The organism is Geothrix sp. SG200 (assembly GCF_022808935.1).
Taxonomy (GTDB): Bacteria; Acidobacteriota; Holophagae; order Holophagales; family Holophagaceae; genus Geothrix; species Geothrix alkalitolerans.
In genome coordinates this window covers 241,684-265,065 of sequence record NZ_JAKZFR010000006.1, presented here as the reverse complement: position 1 = coordinate 265,065, position 23,382 = coordinate 241,684, and the positions used below count along the sequence as shown (strand labels likewise).

Sequence of the window (23,382 nt, the reverse complement as noted above, 5' to 3'; positions counted from 1 at the left end):
GCTCCTCTGCTACTGCTTCGGCCACAGCCTGGAGAGCTTGCGCGCGGAGTGGGAGGCGACCGGTCGCCTGGATTCGGTGGAGGCCATCCGAAGCGCCGTGAGGGAGGGGCGCTGCCGGTGCGAGGCCCTGAACCCCTCCGGCACCTGCTGCCTGGGGGACGTGCTGAGGGCCGTCCAGGCCATCCGGGCCGAGGGTCCGTTGCGCTGAAGGTCAGCGTCCCCAGGCCCGGCAGAGGGCGAGGGTGAGGTCCAGCAGAGGGGCTTCGCTTCGGGAGATGGCCAGGCCCTTGAGATCCCGCTCGCACTGGTTCAGCCGCCCCAGCAGGGCCTTCAGGCCCTTGGGCTTCAGCTTATCGAAGGCGCCACGGTAACCATCCATCAGGAAGGCCTGCTTGGGGGAAAGCCCCAGGGCGGAAGTCAGTTCCGGTCCCTTGAGCCCGGCGGCCTGCGCTTCGGCGTATCTCAACAGCCGATCCACCTCGCGGCGGGCTTGGCCGAGCAGCATCAGGGGCTCGTCCCCGTCTTCCAGGGCCATGCGGAGGGCCCTCAGAGCTCCAGCCGCGTCCCCCTTCTGCCAGGCTCCGGACCAGGCGAAGGCCTTCTGCTCCGCCAGCCGGAAGGTCACCTGGTCCACCATGGCCTCGGTCACCCGCCGGTCCTCCGCCAGCAGGTCCAGCACTTCCAGGGCCCGCTTGAGCAGGCCGGGTTTTCCGCCCTGCCGCTGGGCCAGCAGGGCGGCGGCCGCCCCCTTGAGGGACAGGCCCAGACGCCGGGCTTCGGCCTCGATGAACCCGGGGATCTCGGCGGCCTCCAGGGCCCCCACCTTGAGGATGCGTCCCGCCTTGGCCCAGTCCGTCCAAGGCTTGGCGCCGATGGCCTTGCCGGGTGCGGCCGGCAGGGTGGTCCAGGCCACCAGCAGCAGGTTCACGCCCTGGGGCGGCTTCTCGAGGAGGGCCTTCACCGCTCCTGGCAGGTCCTTGGCCCGGGCGAAGAGGTTGTCCGCGGTCGGGACGACCACCGTGCGGGCCTCGGCCCCCAGGGGGGCGGCTTCCTGGAGGGCGGCCACCACTTCGGCCCAGGGGCACCCTTCGCCGCAGATCGTCAGCGTGAAGTCGGCCCACTCCGGGTCCACATGCCGGGCCTTCCAGTCCTCGACAGCCTTTCGCCGTCCGTCGCCATCCTCCCCGTGGACTAGGGCGAAGGCGTGGTCCACCCAGGCCGGTGCCGCCATCAGTCCGTGCCTTCCAGCAGCTGGGTGAGGAAGCTCTCGGCGAAGTCGTCCGCCAGGCTCTCGAGCACCTGGAGCTCCCGGCTGTCGAAGCTGGCGAAGTTCTGGTCCACCCGGTACTGGTTCGAGAACGTCATGCCCCGCCGGGACAGCACAACGGCCCCGGTCTGGCCGTCCAGCAGCTCCACGCTGGCCACCACGGCCACCTCCACACGGGAGGCGGACCCCGCGCTGGCCTTCAGCTTGTCATTGCCCAGGGACAGACCCAGGGGCCGGGAGGTGTAGCCCTCCAGTGTGCCCTGGAGCACCCAGCGGGAAGGCTCGCCGGCCCCCACCAGACGCCAGGGGCTGGCCGCCACGATGCGGTTCTCCAGCGCCTTGGTGAAGCGGTCCTCCAGCCCCAGCCGGGGGGTCAGGTTGCGGAACCGCGCCAGGCGGATCGTCTCCCCCTGCTTCGCCCAGGCCACCGGCCGCGGCTGCCGGTCCAGACGGTGGTACCCGCAGCCCAGGGAGGCCGCAAGAAAGAGAGGGAGAAGAACAAGGCGGGGCACAGGGGTCCTAAGGATGGTAGATCCCGACGTAAGGCAGGTTGCGGAGCTTGCCGTCGAAGTCGAGACCGTAGCCGACCACGAAATGGTCCTCGATGGTGAAGCCGATGTAGTCCACGGGGACCTCGACCTTGCGGCGGCTGGGCTTGTCCAGGAGCGTGCAGATCCTGAGGCTGAGGGGTTCCCGATCGTGGAGCAGGTTGCGGACCTTGAAGAGGGTGAGGCCGGTGTCCACGATGTCCTCGACCACCAGGGCATGCCGCCCCTGGATGGAGCGATCGAGGTCCTTGAGGATGTGCACCTCGCCGGTGCTTTCCGTGCCCGCCCCGTAGCTGGACACCTGCATGAAGCTCACGTCGATATCGAGGTCCATGGCCCGCACGAGATCCGCGAAGAAGGGGAACACCCCGTTCAGGAGGCCGATCACCACCAGGTCCTGGCCCGCATAGTCCCTGGACAGCTGGGTCCCCAATTCCTGGACCCGGGTCCGGATCTGCCCCTCCGTGAGCAGCGGGCTGATGCGATCGCGCATGGAAACTCCTGAAAGGGATGGGCTGGAACCACGTTCCGAGGTCATTTCCATTCAACCCCAGAAGGCCTTCCGGGGTCCATCCGATGACGGCGTATTTCTCCTCGAACTCCGGCGCCGGAGACTACGATGATGGCGGTTGCCACCTTGAACGAACCCCTGATGCCCCAGCCGGCCCCCCGGGTCGTCGACCGGACCCCCGATCCGGCCTCGCCCTACCATACGCCAGAGGTGCTGGCCTGGGTGGAAGCCGCCCAGCAGGGGGACCAGGCCGCCTTCGCCAACCTGGTGCGCCTGTTCTCCCGGGATGTCTACGGCAAGGCCTTTTCCATTCTCAGGAACCACCAGGACGCCGATGACGTCGTGCAGGAGACCTTCATCCGCGTCTTCCGGGCCCTTCCCGGCTTCCGCTTCGAGTCCTCCTTCCGCACCTGGCTCATCACCATCGCCACACGCCAGGCCTTGAACTTCCGGGAACGGATGGCCCGCGAGCACGAGAGCCTTGATGGCCCGGAAGGCACGCTGGACCACCCAGCCCTTCGCGTCGAGGAAAGCCAGGTGACGGCCTTCCTGGACCAGGAGGCACGGCGCCTCCTGCACGAGGCCCTGCCCAAGCTGCCCCGCCGCCAGAAGGAAGCTCTCACGCTGAAGTTGCAGCACGACTGGAAATACGAACAGATCGCCGCGCAGATGGGCACCTCCGTGGGCAGCGTGAAGGCCCACATCTTCCATGCCATCCAGAACCTCACCCGCCATGTCAAAGGAGGCCGAGCATGACCGCCGAGCCCCTGCCCCTCCCCGAAGCCTGTGTCCCGACCCTGTCCGCCATCGAGGCCAGCCCTCTGGATCCCGGCGCCGCCGCGGAGGCCCACATGAAGACCTGCACCGCCTGCGCCGAGGCCCGGATCCAGTTTCTGGCCCTGGAGGACAGCCCTGAGGTACTGGCGCCCTCCGGTTACTTCGATCGCCTCCCCGGCCGCATCCTCCGGAAGCTGCCCGCCCGCCCCGCCCTGCACCACCGCCTGGGGCCCCTGGCCTGGGCCGCGGCGGCGGGCCTGCTCATGGCGGTCGGTGCCGGCGCGTTCCTGGCCGGCCGCGCGAACCGGACGCCCTATGTGGAAGCCAACCTGCCCCGGCAGCCCGACATCCTCGAGGTTTCCACCACCGACACGCCCTTCCACAGCGGCGAGGAAGAGGCCGCCCAGGTGCAGGCCCTCAGCCCCGAGGAGATGAAGGCCCTCCTGGAGCGCCTGGATGCGACTCCGGCGCCGACGAGGTGATGCATGTCCCGACCGACCCTTTTCCTGACCTTCCTCCTGCTTGCCGGCTTGCCCATGCGTGCCCAGGCGGAGGGCGATCGGCCGCTGGCCCGCTTCCGCATGGAGCAGCTGCAGCAGACCGTCGGCCTTCCCGAGGACCAGGCCCGGGCCGTGGTGGAGCGCTGGTCCCGCTATGATCTCGAGCAGTTTGACAAAACCCAGCAAATTCAGCAGATCCGTCGAAGGTTCAACGACATCCTCCTGGGCCCCGGAACCGAAGACGAGAAGAATGCCAAAGTCCGGCCCCTTCTCGACCAGTTCGTGGAGCTGCGCCGCCAGCAGGCCGACCTCAAATTCAAGTTCGAGGAGGATATCCGGGCCCGGCTGAGCCCCGCCCAGCAAGTCCGCCTCATCACCCATGTGGAGGAAATGCAGCGGCGCATGCTGGAGGCCCTGAGGCAGCGCGGGGTGGGCGGTCGCCCCGGGATGCTGCGCCCCGGTCCGGGCGGCGGCATGCGGCGGGGAGGCCGCTGATCAGATCCCAGGCGCCTCGAGGACCACGGGAATGACCAGGGGCCGGGTCTGGGTGGTCTTGCGGATGACGCGTCGCAGGGCCAGGCGCAGGGTATCCCGCAGGGCCTCGCCATCCTTCCGGATCTCCGGCGGGGCCTCCTCGTAGGTCTTGCGGGCCACGCCCGCCAGCAGCTCCGTGTAGGCCTCGTCGTCGGAAAGCATCACGAAGCCGCGGCTGAGGATGGTGGGCTCCGCCACGAGGTCGCGGGTCTGCGGGTCCACCAGCAGGGTCGCGAACACCACGCCATCCTCCTGGAGGATGAGACGGTCCTTCACCACGCGGGCATCCACCATGTGGTCCACGCCTTCGCTGACAAAGCACTTGCCCACGGGGACGGCCCCGGGCATGTCCACACGATCCCCCCCGAACAGCCGCAGGCAGAGGCCACCGTCCAGCAGCGAGATGCGCTCCGGGGGCCAGCCCAGCGAGGCGGCGAGCTTCCCGTGGGCCCGCAGGTTCCGGTAGGTGCCGTGCACGGGCACCATCTGTGCGGGGCGCACGGCGCGGATGAGGTCCGCCAGCTCGTCGCGGCTGCCATGGCCCGAGGCATGCACGGGACCCAGACCCTCGAGCGAGGTCTCGGCCCCCAGCCGCTCGGCCTCGTCCAGCATCCGCGAGATGGCCACTTCGTTGCCGGGGATGGCCCGGGCGCTCACCACCAGCCGGTCGCCGGGCTCGATGGGCAGGCCCTTCACCTCCCGGCGGAGGAGGCGGGCCAGCCCGCTCATGGGCTCGCCCTGGCTGCCGGTGCAGAGCACCAGCAGCTCGTCGGGATCGAACAGGTGGGCATCCTTCGGATCGGTGAGGAGATCATCCGGCAGGGCCAGGCGCTTGAGGGAACGGGCCAGGGCCAGGTTGCGGTCCAGGCTGCGCCCCAGCAGCACCACGCGGCGGCGGAACTCGTAGGCCAGGTCGATGAGCGTCTGGAGCCGGTGGATGTTGGAGCTGAAGGTGGTGACGAAGAGCCGCCCCTTCGTCTGCTCGAACGCGGCTTCCAGGCCCTCCCGGCAGGCGGACTCCGACGGTGAGCGTCCCGGGCGGCCCACATTGGTCGAATCCGCCATGAGCAGCCGCACGCCGGCATCACCCAGGGCCTTCAGCCGGTCCATGCCCGTGTGGCGACTGTCGAGCGGGTCTGGATCGATCTTGAAATCGCCGGAGTGCACCAGCACGCCCTGGGGGGTGTGGAGCACCAGAGCGCAGGCGTCGGGGATGCTGTGGGTGACGGGGATCCATTGGGCCTCGATCTCGCCGCCATCCTCATGGCCAACCTTCACCCGGCCGTAATCCGGCACCGGGTGGAGCAGGTCGGCATCGATCCCGTGCTCGCGGAGCTTGCCCTCCACCAGGCCCAGGGTGAAGGCCGTGCCGTAGACGGGTACCGGCCAGCGGCGGAGGAAGTAGGGCAGCGCGCCGATGTGGTCCTCGTGGCCGTGGGTGAGCAGCACCGCCTGGAGCCGGTCGGCGAAAGGCTCCAGGTAGGCGAAGTCCGGCACGATGGAATCGATGCCCGGCTGGTCGTCCGACGGGAAGAGCTGGCCGCAGTCCACCAGGAAGAGGCTGCGGGCGCTGTGCACCACCAGGGCGTTCATGCCGAACTCGCCGAGCCCGCCGATGGGGATCAGCCGCAGTTCGTCGTCGGCGGGGGTTTCGGTCCAGCTCGTGAATTCGGGCGCGACGGGCATCACGATGGGAACACCTCCGGGTGCGATTGGATGAGTCGGCGTGTGGCCATCAGCCACGTCTCAGGCGGGATGACTTCAGCCCGAAGCGCTGGAGCCAGTCCCACGCTCGAGAGGGTTTCCGCCGGAAGGATCCCCTGCCAGTTGTTCGCGAGGGTCTTCCGCCGATGCCCGAAGGAGCGGTGCAGCACCGTGAGCAGGGCGCGGCGCTCGGCCAGGCTGGGGGCGTCCGTCCTGGGGTCGAACTGCACCACCGCCGAATCCACCTTGGGGGCCGGGCGGAAGGAGCCGGGCCCGAGCTTCACCAGGCGGGTCAACCGCGCACAGAGCTGCGCCAGCACCGACAGCGGCCCGTAGGCCTTCGTGCCGGGCTCACCCATGAGCTTCTGGGCCACCTCCAGCTGGAACATGAGCGCCATGCGGTTCCAGGGGATGCCCTCCGTCAGCAGCCGCGCCAGGATCGGCGTCGCCGCGTTGTAGGGCAGGTTCCCCACCACAGACCAGGGGTCACCCTCCGGCAAGGGCAGCTGCACGGCATCGCCCTCCAGCAGATGGAAATGGGGCGCGGACGAGAACCGGTCCCGCAGCAGGGCGCAGGCCTCCGGGTCCAAGTCCACCGCCCACAGGGGCCGCCCGTCCGCCAGCAGCCGCTCCGTCAGCACCCCGGGACCTGGCCCGATCTCCAGCAGCCGCGGCGCCTTCGAACCCAGCGCCGCCCCCACGATGGTGGCAATGGCCCCCTCGTTCACCAGGAAGTTCTGACCGAGCCGCTTTTTTGCCCGGAGTCTCGGAAGCTGGGCAGATTCGGACACGATTCAGGTTAGCACGGGGATCTTTCGATCCATGGCGGCCGTGAAAGCTGTGTATACTTTTTATACATATTCGACCCACAAACTCGCCCAACCCATCGAATCACAGGCCTATTGACTTGTTTTGACTGGCTTTAGAATTGAAGACATCCTCAACACGAGCCACCTATCCTTCCTTAACAAAAGAGGCGCCTATGGGATTCCGTCCCCGAGCCAGATCCCCTCAAAGGGGGTACACCCTCATCGAACTGCTCGTGGTCCTGGCCATCCTGGCGATCGTGACCATGTTCGTGGTCCCGAACCTGGGGCCCAAGTCCCCCAAAGCCGTGCGATCAGGCCTCCAGGATCTCAAGGCCTCCCTGCAGCAGGCCCGGGGGATCGCCCTCGCCAATGGGAAGAACATCAATGTCCACATTGTCCTCTCGGGGAACATCGCCCGGATGACGGCCGTGGATCTGAACGACGATGGCACGGAGAAGACGCCCGCCCTCATGGATGTCACCATCGGACAGGACTGGCGCCGTTATGCGGATTTCACGACGAGCGACCCACCGATCACTGACGAGGGGACCACGGCCGTGAAGGGTCTCACCGCCCTGACCACCCTCGGATTCTCAGGCTGGGATGCGCCAATCAAGCCGGATGCCCTGGCGACCAGCTACCTGGGGTTCTCGCCCCAGGGCGCGCCGCAGTTCGTCGACAAGGCCACCGGCGACCGCGCTGCCATCAGCGGCGGCACTTGGGTGGGTGTAAAGGGGCTCACGATCAAGGACAAGGGGCTGCCCTACGGCTGCGTCTTCCTGCTCGATAACGGACTCGTCACCGCCTACTACAAGCCCGACGCCCTTTTGACCGATGCGCCAAACCAATGGCAGAGGCTGGAGTAGTCCCATGATCCGATTCGCCACCCCCCCTGTCCGCAGGCAATTCCAGCGCGGTTTCACCATGGTGGAGTTGCTCATGGCTATGGCCATCTTCGCCATCGGTATGCTCGGCCTGGCCGCCCTTCAGGTCGTAAGCGTCAGTCAGGGGACCGGCGGGCGCCTCCGGGGTACCGCCGCTTTCCTGGCCCACAGCGTCATGGACCGGGCCACCAGCGAAGGCCAGGTCACCGCCGCCGAGCGACAGGCCAATACCAACGGGCTCCCCAACACCACCGCCGGCTGGACCTTCATCGGGGATGCCAGCGCTGTGGCCAAGACCGATGGTGCCGCCCTTCTGTTCGATATCAACGGGAGGCCCATCGCCGCCGCCGACAAGACCACCCCCGTGGTATTCACCGCTACCTGGTTCAGCCGCACCGGCACGGTGAATGTCGGCACCCGCACCGCGCTCCAGGAGTTCGTGGTGAACGTGACCTGGAAGGAAGCCGATCCCAAGAAGGGGACGGCCCTCGACACTAAAGCCATCTCGGTGAGCCGCTATGTCCGCATCTAAGCCCCGTCTCTCCCAATCGGGTTTCTCCCTAGTCGAGCTGCTCGTGGCCCTGGTGTTCACAGCCATTCTCACCACGGGCATGCTGCGCATCTTCGCCTCCAGTGTCAGCGGGTTCTACACGCAGCAGGAGTCCCTGGGCCTCCAGCGCGCCTCCCGTTTTGCCCTCAACCTCGTGGAGGAGGAGATCATCCAGGCAGGCTACCTCTTCCCCCCCCGCAACCTCAGCGGAGAGTTGAGCGTGGGCAGTCCCACGGTCCAACCCCCCGTTCTTGTGCAGCAGACCGACTACCAGCCTGTCTGGTCGGATCCCAATGGCACCACCGTCATCCTCGACAAGGTCGACGAACTCCAGTTCGTCCAAGACCTGAATCTTGAGGTGGAGGGAACTCTCACCGCGGATGCAGCCCCCGGCGCCTCCCAGGCCACGGTGGCCATCCCCAGCGGAAGGTCGACCCTAGACAAGTACCTCACCGGGTCTTCCGACCACCCCCTGGTGATGGTGATGCTGGACTCCCAGATCAATCAGGTGGACATGGTCCGTGTCAAATCCATCGACAGCAAGGGGGTAGCGGACTTTGATCCCAACAGCTCGGGCCTTGACGCCTTCGGCAACGAGCGTGGCGGGGGATTCTTCTCAGGGATCTTCAATAACCTGCATAAAAGTGGGGCCCCCTGCACCTTCATCGCCCCTCTCCAGGTGGTCCGCTATGCCGTGGTGCCCCGTGCCTTGGATCCTGCCGATCCGAAGCATCTGATCCCCTGCCTCGTCCGGCAGACTGCTCCCTTGGTGAAGGCCTCCATTTTCGCACCTCTCAAGGACCAGACAGCTCCTGCACAGGATGCCACCTGGACAGAGCAGATTCTGGCCGAGGGTGTGTCGGGCCTCAAGGTGGACATCAGTCTGGATGGTGGAAAGACCTTCCTCCGATATAACGCCGACGGCACCCTCAAGGCTGGCATGGATACCTGGGCCAATGTCTACACCGGTCTCGACACGGCGATCAAAGCCGCCCTTCCCGGCGCCAGCGTCCTTGCCAGCCATACCTCCAAGGGGCTCAGCGACCCGCTCGACCCCATGTGGACCAACTACCTGCCCGTCACCTTCCGTCTAGACGTGGAGACCCGGACCCGCCTCGCACGTGCGGAATACGCCGCGAACCAGGCAACGCCCACACCGGCTTTCCGCACCCGGACGGTGACCATGATGATCTCCCCCAAGAACTACGCCCTCGGGAGCATGCTATGAGAATCCCAGGATCTCCACGCAACCGGGAGAAGGGCGGGATCGCCATCCTGCTCGCCCTCGTGCTCCTCACCCTGATGGGCGCCATGATCTTCGGCCTGGGCCGCGACTCCCTCCGCGAGATCTCCATCACTGGGAACGAATCTCTGGGCCGGAAGGCCTCGGAAGCCGCCGACAGTGGCATCGATTGGACCATCATGTGGGGCCTGGGCAATGGGGCCAGCCCGGATCAGGCGGCCATCCACAAGGCCATCGACGATCTCTCCAAGGCGATCGCTGATCCCACCCTCCGGACGTCAGGTATTGACGGAACCTTAAATACCCAGGGGACCGGGTACATGAACAAGGACACCGGCGTTCTCCGCGCTTACATCTACCCCGCATCCACCACCTCAGACCTCAGCTTCTCGAATGCGGGTTACACCCAATCTTCCGTGGTCCAGCAGGCCATGGAATTGGAGGTCCGCTACCTCGGCCCCTACCCCCTGGCCAACACCGGTGCGCTGACCGCCGGCAAAGCCAGTGGCGGAGGCGCCACTGGTGCCCAGCGCTACTTCTTCCTGGTGCGATCCACGGGCCGGGCCAATGTCGGCGCGACTGGCCAGTCTTTCGTCGCCCGCCGCGACGCCATCGTAGACATCACCTTCTAAGCTGACCGCCTTTGCCAATTCCCGCTTGCGTTTCCGCACGAGGAGTTCCCATGCACCCCTCCCGCCTGCTCCGCCTTTTCGCTGCGTTGGCCGTCGCCCTTCCCGGGCTGGCCCAAGTCGAACCGAACCTGCGGACCACCACCGACCTTAGCGACGTGTACAAGCAGGTGCCGGTCAAGAATGAGGTCATCTGCCTGCTGGACTTCACACCCACCTCCAGGGCCGTGTATGAACCCTATGACTATCTGACGACGGGCGGCCGGAAGGCGTACCTGGGCGAGGAGAACAGCGGCCAGTTCGCCACGGCCAACTATGACTCCCGGGTGGTCTCCACCTTCTGGACACCGTATCAGGCAGATGTCCGCGGCAAGGCCCAAGGCGTGGTTTTCGGGCTCCGCATGAACGGGACCACTCCCGAGGTTCGGCTTTATTGGTGGCCGCAGGCCCAAATCGCAAGTCAGGGAGCCATCACCGATCCCAACAATGCGACCGCCATCAAGAGCGGAAACAAGTGGACGCTCTCAGCCAAGGAAATCGTCGGCATTCCCCTTCGTACCAAAGCAGACGGGTCCGTGGAGCCGTTCACAGCCAGCAATTTGAGCCAGACCATCGCTCAGACGTCCTTCGTCAGGGTCACCATCTACTTGTCAGCTCCATCCGTAAGCTCGAACGGGATCGTGACCCTCAATGAACCGCGGACCGTGGATCTCCCCTGTCCCTGGAAGATCTGGGACAGTCCCAGTGGTGGAGCAGTCAACATTCCAGACACGGCCACGAACTACCAGAGGAACGCTTTCGGCATCACGACGAGCTCCAGCACCCAGACACCTCGCTACGACCCCTGGTCGGAATCACTCAATTCTGCTGCCACCACGACCTGGACGGCCCCTTCGGACATCCCCGGTCTCCCGGCCACGCTTCCCACAGACGCATCGCTGACCGCCCTCCTCCCGCTCAACCGCCCCAATTGGACCAACGGCACCACCGGCACGCTGCTGGATGTCGTCATCGGGAACTTCGTCTACACGCCCGACTACCTGTGCTACATCTTCGGCGGCAAGGCCAAGCGCAACCTTGATCCCTCCGACGGAACCATCTCCTGGACCGCACTCACCGGCTATGCCGTCCCGGATGCGGGCCTAGATGGATCGGGGCCGGGCGCCGGCTGGAAGAACGGCCTCCCCAACATGACGCGCTACCAAGGTGTGAAGGTGGGCCTCATGCATGCGGTGGCGACTCCCGAACTCGCCGCCGGGCTCAACCTGCTCTACCGCTTCCTGGACATAGATCCCTCCGACGCCGGGAATACGGAGAACCACGAGGAAACCAAAGCGGCGAACGACACCACATTCGGCGGGCCGGACAACGGAGCGACGCCTCCTTATAACCTCCCTCCCAAGGCCGTGACCAGCCTGACCAGCCGGACCATCCGCTCCATGAAGGCGAACAATCTTGTCGCTGAAACGGATTTCCTGCAAAACCGCGGTCCCCGGAACTACGTGACTGTTCCGAAGAACTTCGGGACCTTCGACAGTTCCTCCCCCGACCCGAACATCCCCCAACCCTTGAACTACGCCCTGGCCAATACCTACCGCCAGATCGCCGCAAACACTTATGGGGCCGACCGCACAGGCCCCTGCGGAAGCGCTTTCGTCCTGGTCTTCCCCGGCAACGGCATGAACGATAGCTATGCTGCCCCGAAGACCTCGGATGTGCCCCATATCCTGGTCCCAGGCAATGCCGGAGGGAATGGCAACGGAAGCGGTTACTACAGCGCCTCCAATAACTCTGTCAGCCTGGCCCCCACGAGCGACGGGTTCTTCGCGGGTGTCATGTCCTCGATCGCCGCGCATGGCACTGGTGGTGTGTCCGGCGAATGGGGGCAGCCCTGGAACCTCACGTTCGGCAGTGGTACGAATGCCAATGCGGTCAAGATTCAGACCTTCGTCATCAGCGTGGGCGTCCCAGGGGCCTACCACTTCAAGAACACCAATGCCGGCAAGACGAGCCCTCACGAGAATCTGTTCCTCGTCGCCCAGTGGGGAGACCCCAACCGTGGCACTGGCCCTGGCAACCAGTACTCCCAGCGGAACGGGCAGCCAAGTGTCCAGGACCTGCCCATCCAGATCGCCGGCAACGTGACGGGCACGGCCCAGCAGCGAGCCAAGGTGTTCTACTGGACCGGCGCTGATCCTCAAAGCCTCAAGGCCGCCGTAGGTTCCGCCCTCGGCTATGTGGTGGCTGCAGGTGCGGCCCTCTCGGCCCCCGCCACGCCGGCCACGGGTGTGCGCTCGGCCAATCAGGCCTACTTCGGCATCTTCAAGACGGCCCTGGACGCCAATGCCAAGCTCCAGAAGTTCCCCCTCTGGTCCGGAAACCTATTCTCCATGGGCATCAAACGGACCACCGAGCTCATCGATCCCCTGGATCCCAATTCGGGAACCCACGAGGTCTTCACGTTCTACGGGTACGACAATACCGGACCAGGCAACGGCACCAACCCAGCTGATCTGACCACTGGAATCCCGAACTTCGACAATGCCCACCTCTGGTCCACCTACGACATCTTCGGGTCTTACTTGAACCCTGTTCCGGGATCACCGAACGTGCACACGGATCCCAAGTCCCTGGAGGGAGGGCCGCTCCTCTGGAATGGTCGAAGGATGTACACCATGGTCAACAAGACCATGGCCAAGTGGCCCAATGTCACCGGGGCCGGGACCTCCTCCCCCACGGCTAATGACCCTGACAGCGTGATCGCCCAGCTCACAGCCTCGGTCTACGACTGGGATGTCAACAAACAGGTCCAGCTCGGCACCCACATCACCAGCGATCAGGCCCTCAAGTTCGCGGCCTGGGTCCGGGGTGCTTACAACTCCGCGGATCTGACCGACGGGAACAACGCCGCCTACAACCGCCAGGACATCATGGGCGATATCGTGAACTCCGCCCCGCTCGCCATCGAGCTCACCCCCGCCGGCACCGATGCCCTGACCCCCAGTTCCTTTGGCAACCCCTACGGCACGGACCACACGGATTCGCATGCACGCCTGATCGTGGTGGGAACGAACACAGGACAATTGGAGTGCTTCTTCGAATGGGCCGCCACGCGAACCGCCTCCAGCGGCGTGGACGCAGGCAACAACCCCTTCTACCTCGTGGATGCACGGGCCACTGAACTCTGGGCCTTCATCCCTTCAGACTTCTGGCAGACCCTGTACAACCTCTACATGACCAAGACCACGGATGGCGTGCCCCACACCTACATGGTGGACGGCGATCCCGTCCTCTACCACGTAGACAAGGCCCCCTCGAGCGCCTCCCAGGGCACCCTCCCTGACACCCGCGTCAGCAAGGGAGAGGACGCCCTGATCGCCTTCGGGCACCGGAAAGGGGCTCGGAGCTACTACGGGCTCCAGATCTCCGATGCAAAGGGCGACATCACGCCTGATCTTCCAAAGATCGCCTGGTATCTCAATCCCCAGGATCCAGGGAGCAGTCTCCCTGTCCCAAGCTCAGATGACCAGAAGCTCATCAAGACCATGGGCATGAGCACCTCGGTGCCCGCCATCGCCACCATAAACACAGGAACGGTGGCCACGCCCATCCTAACTCCGACCAAGAAGGACGTCCTGTTCCTCGGCGGTGGCTACAGCAACCCCGAGATGGACGCCCGGTACAAGGCCATGAGCGCGACGGACTACCCTAGTGGCCTCGGCCGGCTGATCCTCGCCATCGAGCCCCTCACTGGAAACATCGAGCGTTCCTGGGATCTCCAGAGTCTGACCGGTGCCATCGCAGAGGGCGTCACCCCGGTCCGCCTCTTCCCTGGGGATCTCTCCCAGCGTCTCTACTTTGCGGACACCCTCGGCAATGTCTGGGCCATCAACAACAAGGCCCCCCAGATCGGGAGCACCACAGTCAGCCCCGGATACCGCCTGGATTCCGCTTATATCGGTGATTGGCTAGGTACGCCGAGGCCCATTTACATGAGCTCCGCAAACAAGGATGCCGCCAACAATCCGCTGAACATGCGTTTCACCACGAGGCCAGACGCCTTCCGCCTGGCGGGAGGGTTCCCCTTGGTGAATTCAGACAACATCAACCCCCTGACCGTGATCGTCGCCATCGGCGCCGGGGACCGCAACAACCCCACGGACATGGACGAGAGTTACACCATCGGCACCAGCACCACCACCCAGCACCCTCCGAAGCTGAACCGATTCATGGTCTTCGCCGATCGGCAGGACAGTTCGAACCTGAAATACGACACCGCGGGCATCCACGACACGGATCTCACCCGCATTCCCAGCGACGGAACAGGCTGGGCCACCTGCTACTCGGATCCCCGAGTGGTGCCCGCCCTCAATTCCTCGCCCAAGTACCTCTTCGACGGAAAGAGCGGCTATTACGTGGACCTTGGGACTGGATCCCTCTCGGGGAATGCATGGAATGGAGGCCTCACCTACGACAAGGTCCTGGTAAGCCCCTTGATCAAGCAGGGCCTGCTGTTCTTCTCCATCTTCAGCATCAGCAATGGCAGCGGGTTCAACTGCTCGCCCAACGCTTTCACACGTACCTTCCGCCAGTGCGACATCATGCGTCCCCTGGCGCTGAACCTCCAAACCACGGACACGAGCACGGTGGCTGATGTCCAGGGGAACGTCAACCGGTCCGCCGATGTCTGCACCCAGGCCTCGGACGGCATTGCCCCCTGCACAGGCCTCGCCTTCTACTTCAACTCGCTGTCCAGCCAGCTCGTGGACGCCGGGGACCGCGTCGTGCAAGGTGGCGCCCTTTCCGCCAAGCAGGCCGCGGGAATCACCACCAGCCAGTCCGGCCAGAACACGCCCAGCATCCAAAACGTGAAGGATACGGAAGGCACCAAGGGCATCCGCATCCGCGCCTGGCGCATCGTCCGGTAGCCTCCCAGGCTTCCGCAATCAGGGGCCCCTTCGGGGGCCCTTTTTCTATCCGAACTGGATGGGATCCCGGTCCAGGCTGATAGGCCCTGAGGGGTCCAAGGGGTGGCGCGCAAGGACTTCGCCCAGGGCTCCGCGGGTGCCCTTGAGGAGCAGGTGCATGCGCCAGCGGTCACGAACGCGGGGCACGGGAGCCTCCAGGGGACCGAGCACGCGCAGGCCCGGGACAGTCAGGCGTTGCCGGAAGGCCTCCAGGGCCTCGCGGGCCTCCTTCGGCGTGTCCGCCTCGGCACGGTAGAGACTGAGGGCCGTGAAGGGCGGGTAGCCCAGACCCTCACGGAAGGGCAGCTCCGAGGCGGCGAAGCCCTCGAAGTCCTGGGCCAGGGCGAAGGTGATGGCCGGATGCTCGGGTGAGTAGGTCTGGAGGATCACCCGGCCCGGCAGCTCGGCCCGGCCCGCGCGGCCCGCCACCTGGGTGAGCAGCTGGAAGGTGCGCTCGGAGGCCCGGAAGTCCGCCACCTTCAGGCCCTGGTCCGCGTTGAGCACGCCCACCAGGGTGAGCTTGGGGAAAGTGTGCCCCTTGGCCAGCATTTGGGTGCCCACCAGGATGTCCACCTCGCCAGTCTCGGCGGCCAGCAGGCCCGCCTCGAAGGAGCCCCGGCGGCGCGTGGTGTCCCGGTCCAGGCGCAGAATGCGGGCGGCGGGGAAGAGCTGCTTCAGGTGCTCCTCCACCTGCTCCGTGCCCTCGCCCACGCCCCGAAGGTGATCGGCACCGCAGTCGGGACAGGCCTCCGGCGGTACGGTCTCGTGGCCGCACAGGTGGCAGCGCAGGCGGAAATCGCCGCGGTGGTAGGTGAGGGAGATGGCGCAGTGGGGGCAGCCGAGCGTCCGGCCGCAGGCCCGGCACATCCAGAAGTTCTCGTATCCCCGGCGGTTCAGCAGGAGCAGGGCCTGCTCGCCCCGTGCCTGGACCTCCGTGAGGGCCCGCATCAACAGCGGCGTCAGGATCACCTTGCGCCGCATCTCCCGGTACGCGTCCCGCAGATCCACCACCTCCACGGCCGGGAGGGTGATGCCCGCCGGCCGCTGCTTCAGCTGGAGCAACCGGTAGCGCCCGCTCTGCGCCGCCTGCCAGCTTTCGAGACTGGGTGTGGCGCTGCCCAGCACGATGGGGCAGCCCTCGAGCTGGGCCCGCTTGATGGCCAGGTCACGGGCGTGGATGCGGGGGTGTTCCTCGGATTTGTAGGAACCCTCATGCTCCTCGTCCACGATGACGAGCCCGATGTCCCGAAGGGGGGCCATCACCGCGTTCCGAACGCCCACGAAGAGGTCCGCGCCGTTGAAGAGCAGCCGCACCACGTCGCCGTGCTTCTCGCCGGTGTTGAGACCGGCATGGCCCACGGCGACGCGGCCGGGGAAGCGGGCCTCCAGGCGGTCCAGCAGCCGGGCCGTGAGGCCGATCTCCGGCACCAGCCAGAGCACCCGCCGACCGGCCGCCAGCACCCGCTCCGCCAGGGCCAGGTACACCTCGGTCTTGCCCGAGCCGGTGACGCCCTGGAGCAGATGCACGCCGAAGCTCCCGGGATCCACAGCCTCCAGGGCCGCCCGCTGCTCCTCGTTGAGGACCACGGTGCGGTCCGCGCCCGCCTCCCGGCGCTGCGCCAGGAGGTCCACCCGCTTCATGCGCGCCACGAGGCCGCGCTTCTCCAGGGTGCCCAGCACGGAGGCGCCCACGCCGGCGGCTTCCAGCAGCTCCGGCTCCATGAGGGCGCCGCCGGCCTCCTCCAGGGCCAGGAGGATCTTCGCCTGGGCGGAGGTCACCCGGGGCGGGTGGGGGGCGCCGGTGAGGCGCACCTCCGTGAAGCCCGCGCCCCGCAGCAGGGGCCGGTGCAGCAGCGTGGGGAGGATGGACGGGTCCCGGTGCCAGGCTTCGCCCAGATCCCCCAGCACGTCCCAGGCGCCCCGTTCCCGCTGGAACGACAGCCGCTGTCCATCCTCGTCCGCCTCCCAGTGGGGCAGCAGGGCCTGAGGCAGGCTCAGGGGCAGCAGGTGGGCCTCCAGGCAGCCGTAGTAGCGGGCGGCGAAGGCCTGCAGCTCCCGCAGCTTCGGCGGCAGCAGGGGGAAGGGATCGAGCACCGCCTCCACGGGGCGCAGCTTAGCCGCGGGAGGCGCGGGATCCGGCCCCATGGCCAGGCCCACCGCCAGGCTGTTCCGCACCCGCACCCGCACCCGCACCCCTGCAGGCAGGCCCTCCGGCGCCAAGTAGGTGAGCGGCGGCAGGGGGCGGTTGAGCTGGATGCGCGTGGGGACGAGACTCATCGGCCCTTCACGGCGAGGGCGCCCCAGCGGGCCGCGAGATCGGGGCGGTTCAGCCGCGTGGCAAGGTCCCGGGCCTTGCCCGGAAGGCCGGGCCAGCCCACCACCTCGGCCGCTTCGTTCAGTACCTGGTCAGCGGCCCCGATGTCTCCCTGGGAGACCTGCGCCTCCAGCAAGGGGCCGAGGCTCCAGTCCCAGGAGATGGCGTTGTTCCCCAAATGCATCTGACCATCCAGGACGGCGTCCCGGAGGTCATTCCAGCGGGGTTCCAGGACCTCCCGGATCGTCGTCCAGTCGCTCCGGGATTTCGCGTCCTTCAGATACGCCTCGAAGATGCCCTGGGGCGGCCAGGACCCCGGCGGAGTGCCAGGCAAGGCTGGAATGGTCGCCAGCAGGGGTTGAAGGGGCCACCCTCCGCATGTCTTCGCGGCGGCGATCCAGAGTTGCCACGTGGCGAAGTTCTCTGGCGACCGGCGAAGCGTCTCCTCCAAGGTCGCCTTGTGCCGCTCCAGCACCGCGATCATGGATGGAGAGTGCTCCGCAGCAGATCTCCGGATCTGATGGCCGAGCAGAAACCCATGGGAGCCATCGGGCGCGCCGCCAACTTCGCGGAGGACTGTGTCCAGCTGCTGGGCCACCGCGGCCCAGATCTTCAGGTCCACCTCGGGATCGAGCGGCTTGACGGGAACCAGCTCCGAAGGCGCCGGTTTGGATCCAGAGAGGTTCAGGGCCTTCTGCGTCCGCCGGGTCGCCACGGCGAGGTAGTCCTGGACCAATGCCGCCCGCGCATCCTGGCGGTCCGGGTTCTGCCGGAGGAAGGCCTCCAGTTCCTGCGCCCGGGAAGAGGTTCCAGCCTGCTCCACGGCCCGGCCCAGAGCCCCTGGCATGGGGGTTCCGGCCCCCTCGGCCTTCACGCGGCCCTTCGCGTCCAACAGGGCCCAGTGGGCTCCCTTCGGCCAGCCGAAGCGCTCCCGGAGGACCGGGGCCAGGGCGTCGGCCTTCTTTCCCCCCGCCACCACCTTCAGCGGCAGGTTGAGCAGGATCATGGGTTCCTCGTCCAGGGCCGCCCGCATGGCCGCGCCCCAGGCGGCCCCTTCGTCCTCCAGGACCAGCCAGGTGCCGAACCGGTTCCGCTTCAGTTCCCGGTCGAAGGCGGCGGCGGGAGATGCGGGGGGTCGCTGGGCCAGCAGCAGAGCGGGCATCAGCAGCATCGTTAGACCACGCATGGGGAGGCTCCAGGTGCCAAGTTACACTATCCGGATGCTGGTCCTCGGCCTGGAATCCTCCTGCGACGACTGCTCCGCCGCGGTGGTGGAGGAGACGGCCGCGGGTCCGGTGCTGAAATCGTTGGTGCGGGAGAGCCAGGACGCCATCCACGGCCCCTTCGGCGGCGTGGTGCCCGAACTCGCCGCGCGAGAGCACCTGCTGCAGGTGCGCGCGGTCATGGCCGAGGCGGTGGCGCAGGCCGGAATCGGGCTGAAGGATCTCGACCGCATCGCCGTCACCCGCGGGCCCGGCTTGGTGGGCAGCCTGCTGGCCACCTTCAGCGCCAGCAAGGCCCTGGCCTGGCAGGAAGGAATCCCATGGGTGGGGGTCCACCACCTGCTGGGGCACTTGAACGCCGCCCGCTTCTCCGCGCCCGACCTGCCGTTTCCGGCCCTGGTGCTGCTGGTTTCCGGCGGGCACACCCACCTCTACCTGGCAAAGGACTGGACCTCGCTCCAGCTTCTCCAGAAAACGCGGGATGACGCGGCGGGCGAGGCCTTCGACAAGGCCGCCCGCATGCTGAACCTGGGCTATCCCGGCGGCCCGGTGGTGGACGCCTGCGCCCGCACCGCGAATAAGGCCGCGGATCCCTTCACGCCGCCGAAGTTCCGCGACGGCAAGGCCTCCTGGAGCTTCTCGGGCCTGAAGACCGCCGTGAAGCTGCGGGTGGAGCGAAACCCGCGCCTGGCCGCGGCGGGCGCTGATGATTCTGATGTCCAAGGCCTCTGCCGCAGCCTTCAGGAGGCCATCAGCACCTGGCTGCTGAAGCCCGTGCCCGCGCTGGCCGAAGAGCATGGCGCCCGGAGCCTCGTGATCAGCGGCGGCGTGGCCTGCAACTCGAGGCTGCGCGCCGACGCCGCGGTCCTGGCCGCCCGGGCCGGCCTGACCCTGGCCATCCCCGAACCGCGCCTCTGCACGGACAACGGCGCCATGATCGCCGCCGCGGGCGCCCTGCTGGAGCCGGACACCGAGCCCTGGATCCAGAACGCCGACGCGGACCTCAAACTCGGAGCCTGACATGGACGTCACCCGCGAAGATGTGCTGCGCTGCGCCGCCCTGGCCCACCTGAGCCTGCGGGAGGAGGAGATCGAGCCCATGCGGGTGGCCATGGCCCGCATGCTCTCCCATGCGGCCAGCCTGGATGACCTTCCGCTGGATGACGTGGAACCGATGTTCCAGGCCCTGGCCCACCCCCTGCCCCGCCGCGAGGACGAACCGCGGGACACGTTCACGCAGGCCCAGGCCCTGGCCAACGCGCCGGAACAGGACTGGGGGCACTTCGTCGTGCCGAAAGTCCTCTGACTTAAGCAAGGAAACGGCCCCGAGGAGCCGTTTCCCATCAGCTGGAAGAGAAATCAGAAGCTGTAGCGGACACCGAAACGGACCGAGCGCGGCGCCTGGAAGGTGGTGGGGGCCTTGAAGTCGGGGTTGAGTCGGTTAGGCACGTTCGGATCACCTGTGAAATCGTAACGCTGGTCCAGAGCGGTGGCGCTCTGGCTGTTGAGCACATTGGTGACGTCGAGCGAGAGGCGCACCTGCTGCTTACCGACGATCTTGAAGGTGTAGCCGAGGTTCAGATCCAGGCGGCTGGTGTTCGGGGTGCGCCCTTCGGATCCGCGAGGCGTGAGGAAGAGCTCGTACCGGGTGTAGGGGAAGGGCTGCACCTGGTCCGCGAAGCCGAGGCGGTTGACCGGGGTGCCCGTGGCGTAAGTGAACGAGGCGCCGAGGCTGAGGCCGAAGTCCCATTCGTAGTAGCCGTTCGCCTTGACCTGATGGGTGCGGTCGCCACTGAGCCGTCCCTCGCTGTTGACCATGAAGGCGGGCTCATCGAAGGCCGAGTTGATGTTTGGGTCCAGCTGCCCGGTCCCATCCGGTCCGCCGACCCCCTGGTAGGCGCCCTCGTAGTTGCCGTCCAGCTTGCTCCAGAGGTACGAGGCCTGCCACGTGTAGTGGTCCGCGAACTTCCGCTGCACGCTGACTTCCACGCCCTTGTAGTCGCGGGTGGCCCGGGGGTACTGCTTGCCGGTTTGGCTGGTTCCGGGGTTCATGATGAAGTAGTCGCCCAGGGGGCTGTTCACATCGAGGGAGTCCTCGATGGCCCGCCCCACGTAGCGGCGGATGTACTTGGCTCCGAGGACGTAGTTGGCGGCCACGGTCGTCTCGGCCCCCAGAATGAGCTCATCCGAGTACTGGCCCTTGAGATCGGGATCCACCGGCTCGATGTACGACCCGACGATGGAGCTGGTGCCCGCGGCGGGGTCCGGGACCAGGCTGGTGGGGCTGAAGTTGAAGATCGTGGGATTGCTCTCGTCACTGAAGGAGCGGATGACGAGATCGAGGGGCACCTGCTCGTAGAACCGTGACAGGCTCACATAGACTTTGTCCTGCCCCTTCCCGGCCCAGTCCCAGATGACGCCCAGCCGGGGGGCCCACTGATCCTTCAGGTCGATCTTGGTGGCCCCGTGCTGGTCCTTGATCTTGGTGGTGTCGAGGCGGACGCCCAGGTTGAAGGTGAGGGCCGGGGTGGCGGACCACTTGTCCTGGACGAAGTAGCCCGCGCTCTCGTGCTTCGGGGAGGCGTTGAAGATGATGCTGGGCGCGTTGTTCACGTCCGCGCCGGCGACGGTCCAGTAGTAGTGGGAATAGGTGCCGTTGCCGTAATCCGTGACCTGCTGGCCGCCCGAATACCCGCGGTGGATGGTGGCCTTGTCGGTCTGGAGGTCGAACCCGCCCTTGAGCTCGTGCGGCCCGAGGTACCAGGTGAGCGAACCCGAGACATTGGTGCGGGTGAAGTCCTTGTCGTCGTAGCGGCCGAACCCGCCGCTGTTCCGCTGGGTGGTGTTGTCCACGGTCTGGATGAGCGTGGCTCCGGCGCCCGTGGGCAGGACGGAATTCTTCTCCTCGTGCTGGCTGGCCTGGAGCTGCACGAACCAGGACTGGCCGGTCAGCTCATAGCGCAGGCTCAGGTCCGTGCCACCGATCTTCCGCTCGCCATCCCAGGTGGTTGAGGGACCCTGGGGATCCTTCACAGCCCCCGTGACCTTCTCGGGGTCGCCGAGGATCGAGGCGATGAGGGTCTGGTTTTCGGCGAGTCGCCAGGTGAGCTTCAGGGCGTACAGGTCGCGGGTGGAGTCCGTGGGAGCCTTCAATCCATAATCCGGCCCCGGCACCCGCACCTGGGATTCCTGGGAGTTGGTGCGCCGGTCATAGGCGGCGAAGAACCAGAGCTTGTCCTTGATGATCGGGCCGCCGATGTCGAAGCCGAATTCAGAGGTGCGGTTCTCCAGGAGCAGGGGCTTCAGGCGGAGGTTGGCGTCGTCCGTGTGCCGGTTCCCGCTCTTGAAGGCCCGTCCCTCGGAATAGGCGAACACGTCCCCCGAAAATTCGTTGCCGCCCGACTTGGTGATGACATTGATGATGCCGCCGGTGGCCTTGCCGTATTCCGCCTCGTACCCCCCGGTCTTGACCTGGAATTCCTGGACGAACTCCTGGGGGATCTTCTTGCCCTGGGTGCCGAACTCCACGTTGGTGGTGTTGATGCCATCCACCACGAAGTTGTTCTCGGCCCCGGAGGATCCGTAGACCTTGAAGCCCACGTTGTCCTGGGATACGCCGGGCGCGAGCAGCGCCACATTGGCGAAGTCGCGGGTGGTGGGCAGCTTCAGGATGGCCTCACTGGTGAAGTTGCTCCCGGCGGTGGTGGCCTTCAGATCCACGGTCGCGGGAGCGTCCGTCACTTCCACGGTCGCCGCTGCGACGGATTTCAGCGTCATATCGACCGTGGCCGTGCGGTCCAGGCCGACCTGGATCTGCGCCTTCGCGGCGTTCAGGCCTTCCTTGGTGGCGGTGATGGTGCAAAGTCCCGGGGGCAGCAGGCCGATGCGATAGGTGCCGGATTCATCGGTGGTGGTGGAGCGGCCTCCCTGGATCCCCGCCCCGCTGACGGACACGGTGGCGCCGACGACCGGCCGTCCCTTCGGATCCATCACGCGCCCCTGCAGGGACCCCGTGGTCTGGGCCGAGAGAACGGCTCCGGAGGCTAGAAGCAGGGTCAGATAGCGCATGCGACGGCTGGCCATGGCCGCTCCAAAAGGAATGGCCACCATCGGATGGCCAGGTTCAAAAAAGAAGTGGCTTCATCATGGACATTTGAATGTCTGCATCAAGGAAAATTTCCACGGCACTCATTAACGATACAATGATCATCATTTATGTCGATACAGGTATCTAGCTGAATCAAGACAAGATCAGCCAACCTGACCGCCCAGATTCCCGTGCCCTGATCCTGAGTTCCCTATTACCAATCACCACCGGAGTCGCCGCCGGAATCCCCACCGCCCCAGTCGCTTCCGCCACCGGAGTCGCCCCAGTCGCCCCCGCTCGACTCGCCCCAGTCGCTGGAGCCGCCGCCGGAAGCGCCGCCGCCCCAGCCATCATCGCCGCTCTGCCCGTCGTGATGGTGGTGGTTTCCGCCGCCCATCATGCTCCCGATCATCATGCCGGTGAGTAGCCCGCCCATGCCACCGCCCGGCTGGCCATAGCCGCCCTGCTGCATGGGGGCCGCTCCCTGCATGGGCGCATCCAGGCCCAGGCGCCGTCGCGCGGAGGGGGGCAGCTCCTCGTCCTTCAGGGTCTGCACCCCGGCCAGGGCGCCGCAGTAGCCGCAGGTCCACTTCACGGCGCGGAGGCCATCCCATTCCTGGACCATCTTGTCGCCCGTGGCGCCGCAGGCGGGGCACTTGGGATAAGGACACGGAAAGGTGTGCGGTTCCAGCGGCGCGGTCGGGAGAGCCCGACGGGAGGCGCCAAGCTGCTCGGGGCGGTCCTTCTTCCCGCGGAGGACGAAGAAGAGCACGATGCCGATGATGAGGATGATCCAGAACATGGGGAACCCCCGGGGAACCTTAAGGGTACCTCG

Annotated in this window: 20 protein-coding genes; 11 read left to right on the top strand and 9 right to left on the bottom strand. The window is 66.5% G+C overall.

Annotated elements, in window-relative coordinates:
• The first annotated feature begins 37 nt into the window (after window positions 1–37).
• Entirely contained in the window at window positions 38–208 is a 171-nt protein-coding gene (locus ML539_RS13220; RefSeq protein ID WP_243324574.1) for a hypothetical protein, read from the top strand.
• A gap of 3 nt (window positions 209–211) precedes the next feature.
• On the opposite strand, the gene holA is transcribed toward ML539_RS13220, so the two are convergent.
• From holA to hpt, 3 genes are read right to left on the bottom strand one after another with little or no spacing between them, the layout of a single operon-like run.
• The gene (gene holA / locus ML539_RS13215) at window positions 212–1,231 is read right to left on the bottom strand and encodes a DNA polymerase III subunit delta (RefSeq protein WP_243324572.1); all 1,020 of its coding nucleotides are present in this window, start codon (window positions 1,229–1,231) and stop codon (window positions 212–214) included.
• Window positions 1,231–1,779 carry an LPS assembly lipoprotein LptE gene (lptE, locus tag ML539_RS13210; RefSeq protein ID WP_341848590.1) on the bottom strand — a complete coding sequence of 183 codons (549 nt, stop codon included), beginning with the start codon at window positions 1,777–1,779 and terminating at the stop codon, window positions 1,231–1,233. Before lptE ends, holA begins: the two co-directional genes overlap by 1 nt.
• A gap of 7 nt (window positions 1,780–1,786) precedes the next feature.
• Complete coding sequence (gene hpt, locus ML539_RS13205) at window positions 1,787–2,308, bottom strand: hypoxanthine phosphoribosyltransferase (RefSeq protein WP_243324569.1); 522 nt, start codon at window positions 2,306–2,308, stop codon at window positions 1,787–1,789.
• A 126-nt stretch (window positions 2,309–2,434) separates the two neighbouring features.
• Between hpt and ML539_RS13200 the strand changes: the two genes are divergently transcribed.
• From ML539_RS13200 to ML539_RS13190, 3 genes are read left to right on the top strand one after another with little or no spacing between them, the layout of a single operon-like run.
• The gene (locus ML539_RS13200; RefSeq protein WP_243324566.1) at window positions 2,435–3,082 is read left to right on the top strand and encodes an RNA polymerase sigma factor; all 648 of its coding nucleotides are present in this window, start codon (window positions 2,435–2,437) and stop codon (window positions 3,080–3,082) included.
• A complete protein-coding gene (locus tag ML539_RS13195) occupies window positions 3,079–3,585 on the top strand; it encodes a hypothetical protein (protein WP_243324564.1) in 507 nt (168 codons plus the stop codon). The genes ML539_RS13200 and ML539_RS13195 overlap by 4 nt, the downstream gene beginning before the upstream one ends.
• A 3-nt stretch (window positions 3,586–3,588) precedes the next feature.
• Window positions 3,589–4,098, top strand: coding sequence for a hypothetical protein (locus tag ML539_RS13190; protein ID WP_243324562.1), 510 nt, complete (start codon window positions 3,589–3,591; stop codon window positions 4,096–4,098).
• Here ML539_RS13190 and ML539_RS13185 read toward each other — a convergent pair whose 3' ends face one another.
• Window positions 4,099–5,823: a ribonuclease J gene (locus ML539_RS13185; RefSeq protein ID WP_243324561.1), complete on the bottom strand. Its 1,725-nt coding sequence runs from the start codon at window positions 5,821–5,823 to the stop codon at window positions 4,099–4,101.
• Window positions 5,823–6,632, bottom strand: coding sequence for a 16S rRNA (adenine(1518)-N(6)/adenine(1519)-N(6))-dimethyltransferase RsmA (gene rsmA, locus ML539_RS13180; RefSeq protein ID WP_243324560.1), 810 nt, complete (start codon window positions 6,630–6,632; stop codon window positions 5,823–5,825). Before rsmA ends, ML539_RS13185 begins: the two co-directional genes overlap by 1 nt.
• Window positions 6,633–6,823: 191 nt before the next feature.
• Here rsmA and ML539_RS13175 point away from each other — a divergent pair, with 191 nt between their 5' ends.
• From ML539_RS13175 to ML539_RS13155, 5 genes are read left to right on the top strand one after another with little or no spacing between them, the layout of a single operon-like run.
• A complete protein-coding gene (locus tag ML539_RS13175) occupies window positions 6,824–7,516 on the top strand; it encodes a prepilin-type N-terminal cleavage/methylation domain-containing protein (protein WP_347710766.1) in 693 nt (230 codons plus the stop codon).
• A 4-nt stretch (window positions 7,517–7,520) separates the two neighbouring features.
• Window positions 7,521–8,066, top strand: a complete 546-nt coding sequence (locus ML539_RS13170) for a prepilin-type N-terminal cleavage/methylation domain-containing protein (RefSeq protein ID WP_243324556.1) — start codon at window positions 7,521–7,523, stop codon at window positions 8,064–8,066.
• Complete coding sequence (locus ML539_RS13165) at window positions 8,053–9,312, top strand: hypothetical protein (protein WP_243324554.1); 1,260 nt, start codon at window positions 8,053–8,055, stop codon at window positions 9,310–9,312. The genes ML539_RS13170 and ML539_RS13165 overlap by 14 nt, the downstream gene beginning before the upstream one ends.
• Entirely contained in the window at window positions 9,309–9,959 is a 651-nt protein-coding gene (locus ML539_RS13160) for a hypothetical protein (protein WP_243324547.1), read from the top strand. The genes ML539_RS13165 and ML539_RS13160 overlap by 4 nt, the downstream gene beginning before the upstream one ends.
• A gap of 50 nt (window positions 9,960–10,009) precedes the next feature.
• The gene (locus ML539_RS13155; protein ID WP_243324546.1) at window positions 10,010–14,884 is read left to right on the top strand and encodes a pilus assembly protein; all 4,875 of its coding nucleotides are present in this window, start codon (window positions 10,010–10,012) and stop codon (window positions 14,882–14,884) included.
• Between the two features lie 45 nt (window positions 14,885–14,929).
• Here ML539_RS13155 and priA read toward each other — a convergent pair whose 3' ends face one another.
• Together priA and ML539_RS13145 are read right to left on the bottom strand one after the other, a co-directional pair.
• A complete protein-coding gene (gene priA / locus ML539_RS13150) occupies window positions 14,930–17,200 on the bottom strand; it encodes a primosomal protein N' (protein ID WP_243324544.1) in 2,271 nt (756 codons plus the stop codon).
• Window positions 17,197–18,423: a hypothetical protein gene (locus ML539_RS13145; protein ID WP_243324543.1), complete on the bottom strand. Its 1,227-nt coding sequence runs from the start codon at window positions 18,421–18,423 to the stop codon at window positions 17,197–17,199. The genes priA and ML539_RS13145 overlap by 4 nt, the downstream gene beginning before the upstream one ends.
• 34 nt (window positions 18,424–18,457) lie before the next feature.
• On the opposite strand from ML539_RS13145, the gene tsaD reads away from it, so the two are divergent.
• Window positions 18,458–19,480, top strand: a complete 1,023-nt coding sequence (gene tsaD / locus ML539_RS13140) for a tRNA (adenosine(37)-N6)-threonylcarbamoyltransferase complex transferase subunit TsaD (protein ID WP_243324542.1) — start codon at window positions 18,458–18,460, stop codon at window positions 19,478–19,480.
• Between the two features lies 1 nt (window position 19,481).
• Window positions 19,482–19,766 carry an Asp-tRNA(Asn)/Glu-tRNA(Gln) amidotransferase subunit GatC gene (gene gatC / locus ML539_RS13135; protein ID WP_243324541.1) on the top strand — a complete coding sequence of 95 codons (285 nt, stop codon included), beginning with the start codon at window positions 19,482–19,484 and terminating at the stop codon, window positions 19,764–19,766.
• A gap of 53 nt (window positions 19,767–19,819) precedes the next feature.
• Here the strand turns inward: gatC and ML539_RS13130 are convergent, their stop codons facing one another.
• Both ML539_RS13130 and ML539_RS13125 read right to left on the bottom strand, forming a co-directional pair.
• Window positions 19,820–22,543 (bottom strand): TonB-dependent receptor, encoded by a 2,724-nt coding sequence (locus tag ML539_RS13130; protein ID WP_243324539.1) that lies wholly within the window; start codon window positions 22,541–22,543, stop codon window positions 19,820–19,822.
• Window positions 22,544–22,761: 218 nt separating this feature from the next.
• Window positions 22,762–23,349 carry a hypothetical protein gene (locus ML539_RS13125; RefSeq protein ID WP_243324538.1) on the bottom strand — a complete coding sequence of 196 codons (588 nt, stop codon included), beginning with the start codon at window positions 23,347–23,349 and terminating at the stop codon, window positions 22,762–22,764.
• Between the last annotated feature and the right edge of the window lie 33 nt (window positions 23,350–23,382).

Coding starts and splice junctions, on each gene's coding strand:
- holA (WP_243324572.1), bottom strand. CDS start 1,231: ATGGCGGCACCGGCCTGGGTGGACCACGCCTTCGCCCTAGTCCACGGG.
- hpt (WP_243324569.1), bottom strand. CDS start 2,308: ATGCGCGATCGCATCAGCCCGCTGCTCACGGAGGGGCAGATCCGGACC.
- ML539_RS13200 (WP_243324566.1), top strand. CDS start 2,435: ATGATGGCGGTTGCCACCTTGAACGAACCCCTGATGCCCCAGCCGGCC.
- ML539_RS13195 (WP_243324564.1), top strand. CDS start 3,079: ATGACCGCCGAGCCCCTGCCCCTCCCCGAAGCCTGTGTCCCGACCCTG.
- ML539_RS13190 (WP_243324562.1), top strand. CDS start 3,589: ATGTCCCGACCGACCCTTTTCCTGACCTTCCTCCTGCTTGCCGGCTTG.
- ML539_RS13185 (WP_243324561.1), bottom strand. CDS start 5,823: ATGCCCGTCGCGCCCGAATTCACGAGCTGGACCGAAACCCCCGCCGAC.
- ML539_RS13175 (WP_347710766.1), top strand. CDS start 6,824: ATGGGATTCCGTCCCCGAGCCAGATCCCCTCAAAGGGGGTACACCCTC.
- ML539_RS13170 (WP_243324556.1), top strand. CDS start 7,521: ATGATCCGATTCGCCACCCCCCCTGTCCGCAGGCAATTCCAGCGCGGT.
- ML539_RS13165 (WP_243324554.1), top strand. CDS start 8,053: ATGTCCGCATCTAAGCCCCGTCTCTCCCAATCGGGTTTCTCCCTAGTC.
- ML539_RS13160 (WP_243324547.1), top strand. CDS start 9,309: ATGAGAATCCCAGGATCTCCACGCAACCGGGAGAAGGGCGGGATCGCC.
- ML539_RS13155 (WP_243324546.1), top strand. CDS start 10,010: ATGCACCCCTCCCGCCTGCTCCGCCTTTTCGCTGCGTTGGCCGTCGCC.
- priA (WP_243324544.1), bottom strand. CDS start 17,200: ATGAGTCTCGTCCCCACGCGCATCCAGCTCAACCGCCCCCTGCCGCCG.
- ML539_RS13145 (WP_243324543.1), bottom strand. CDS start 18,423: ATGCGTGGTCTAACGATGCTGCTGATGCCCGCTCTGCTGCTGGCCCAG.
- tsaD (WP_243324542.1), top strand. CDS start 18,458: ATGCTGGTCCTCGGCCTGGAATCCTCCTGCGACGACTGCTCCGCCGCG.
- gatC (WP_243324541.1), top strand. CDS start 19,482: ATGGACGTCACCCGCGAAGATGTGCTGCGCTGCGCCGCCCTGGCCCAC.
- ML539_RS13130 (WP_243324539.1), bottom strand. CDS start 22,543: ATGGCCAGCCGTCGCATGCGCTATCTGACCCTGCTTCTAGCCTCCGGA.
- ML539_RS13125 (WP_243324538.1), bottom strand. CDS start 23,349: ATGTTCTGGATCATCCTCATCATCGGCATCGTGCTCTTCTTCGTCCTC.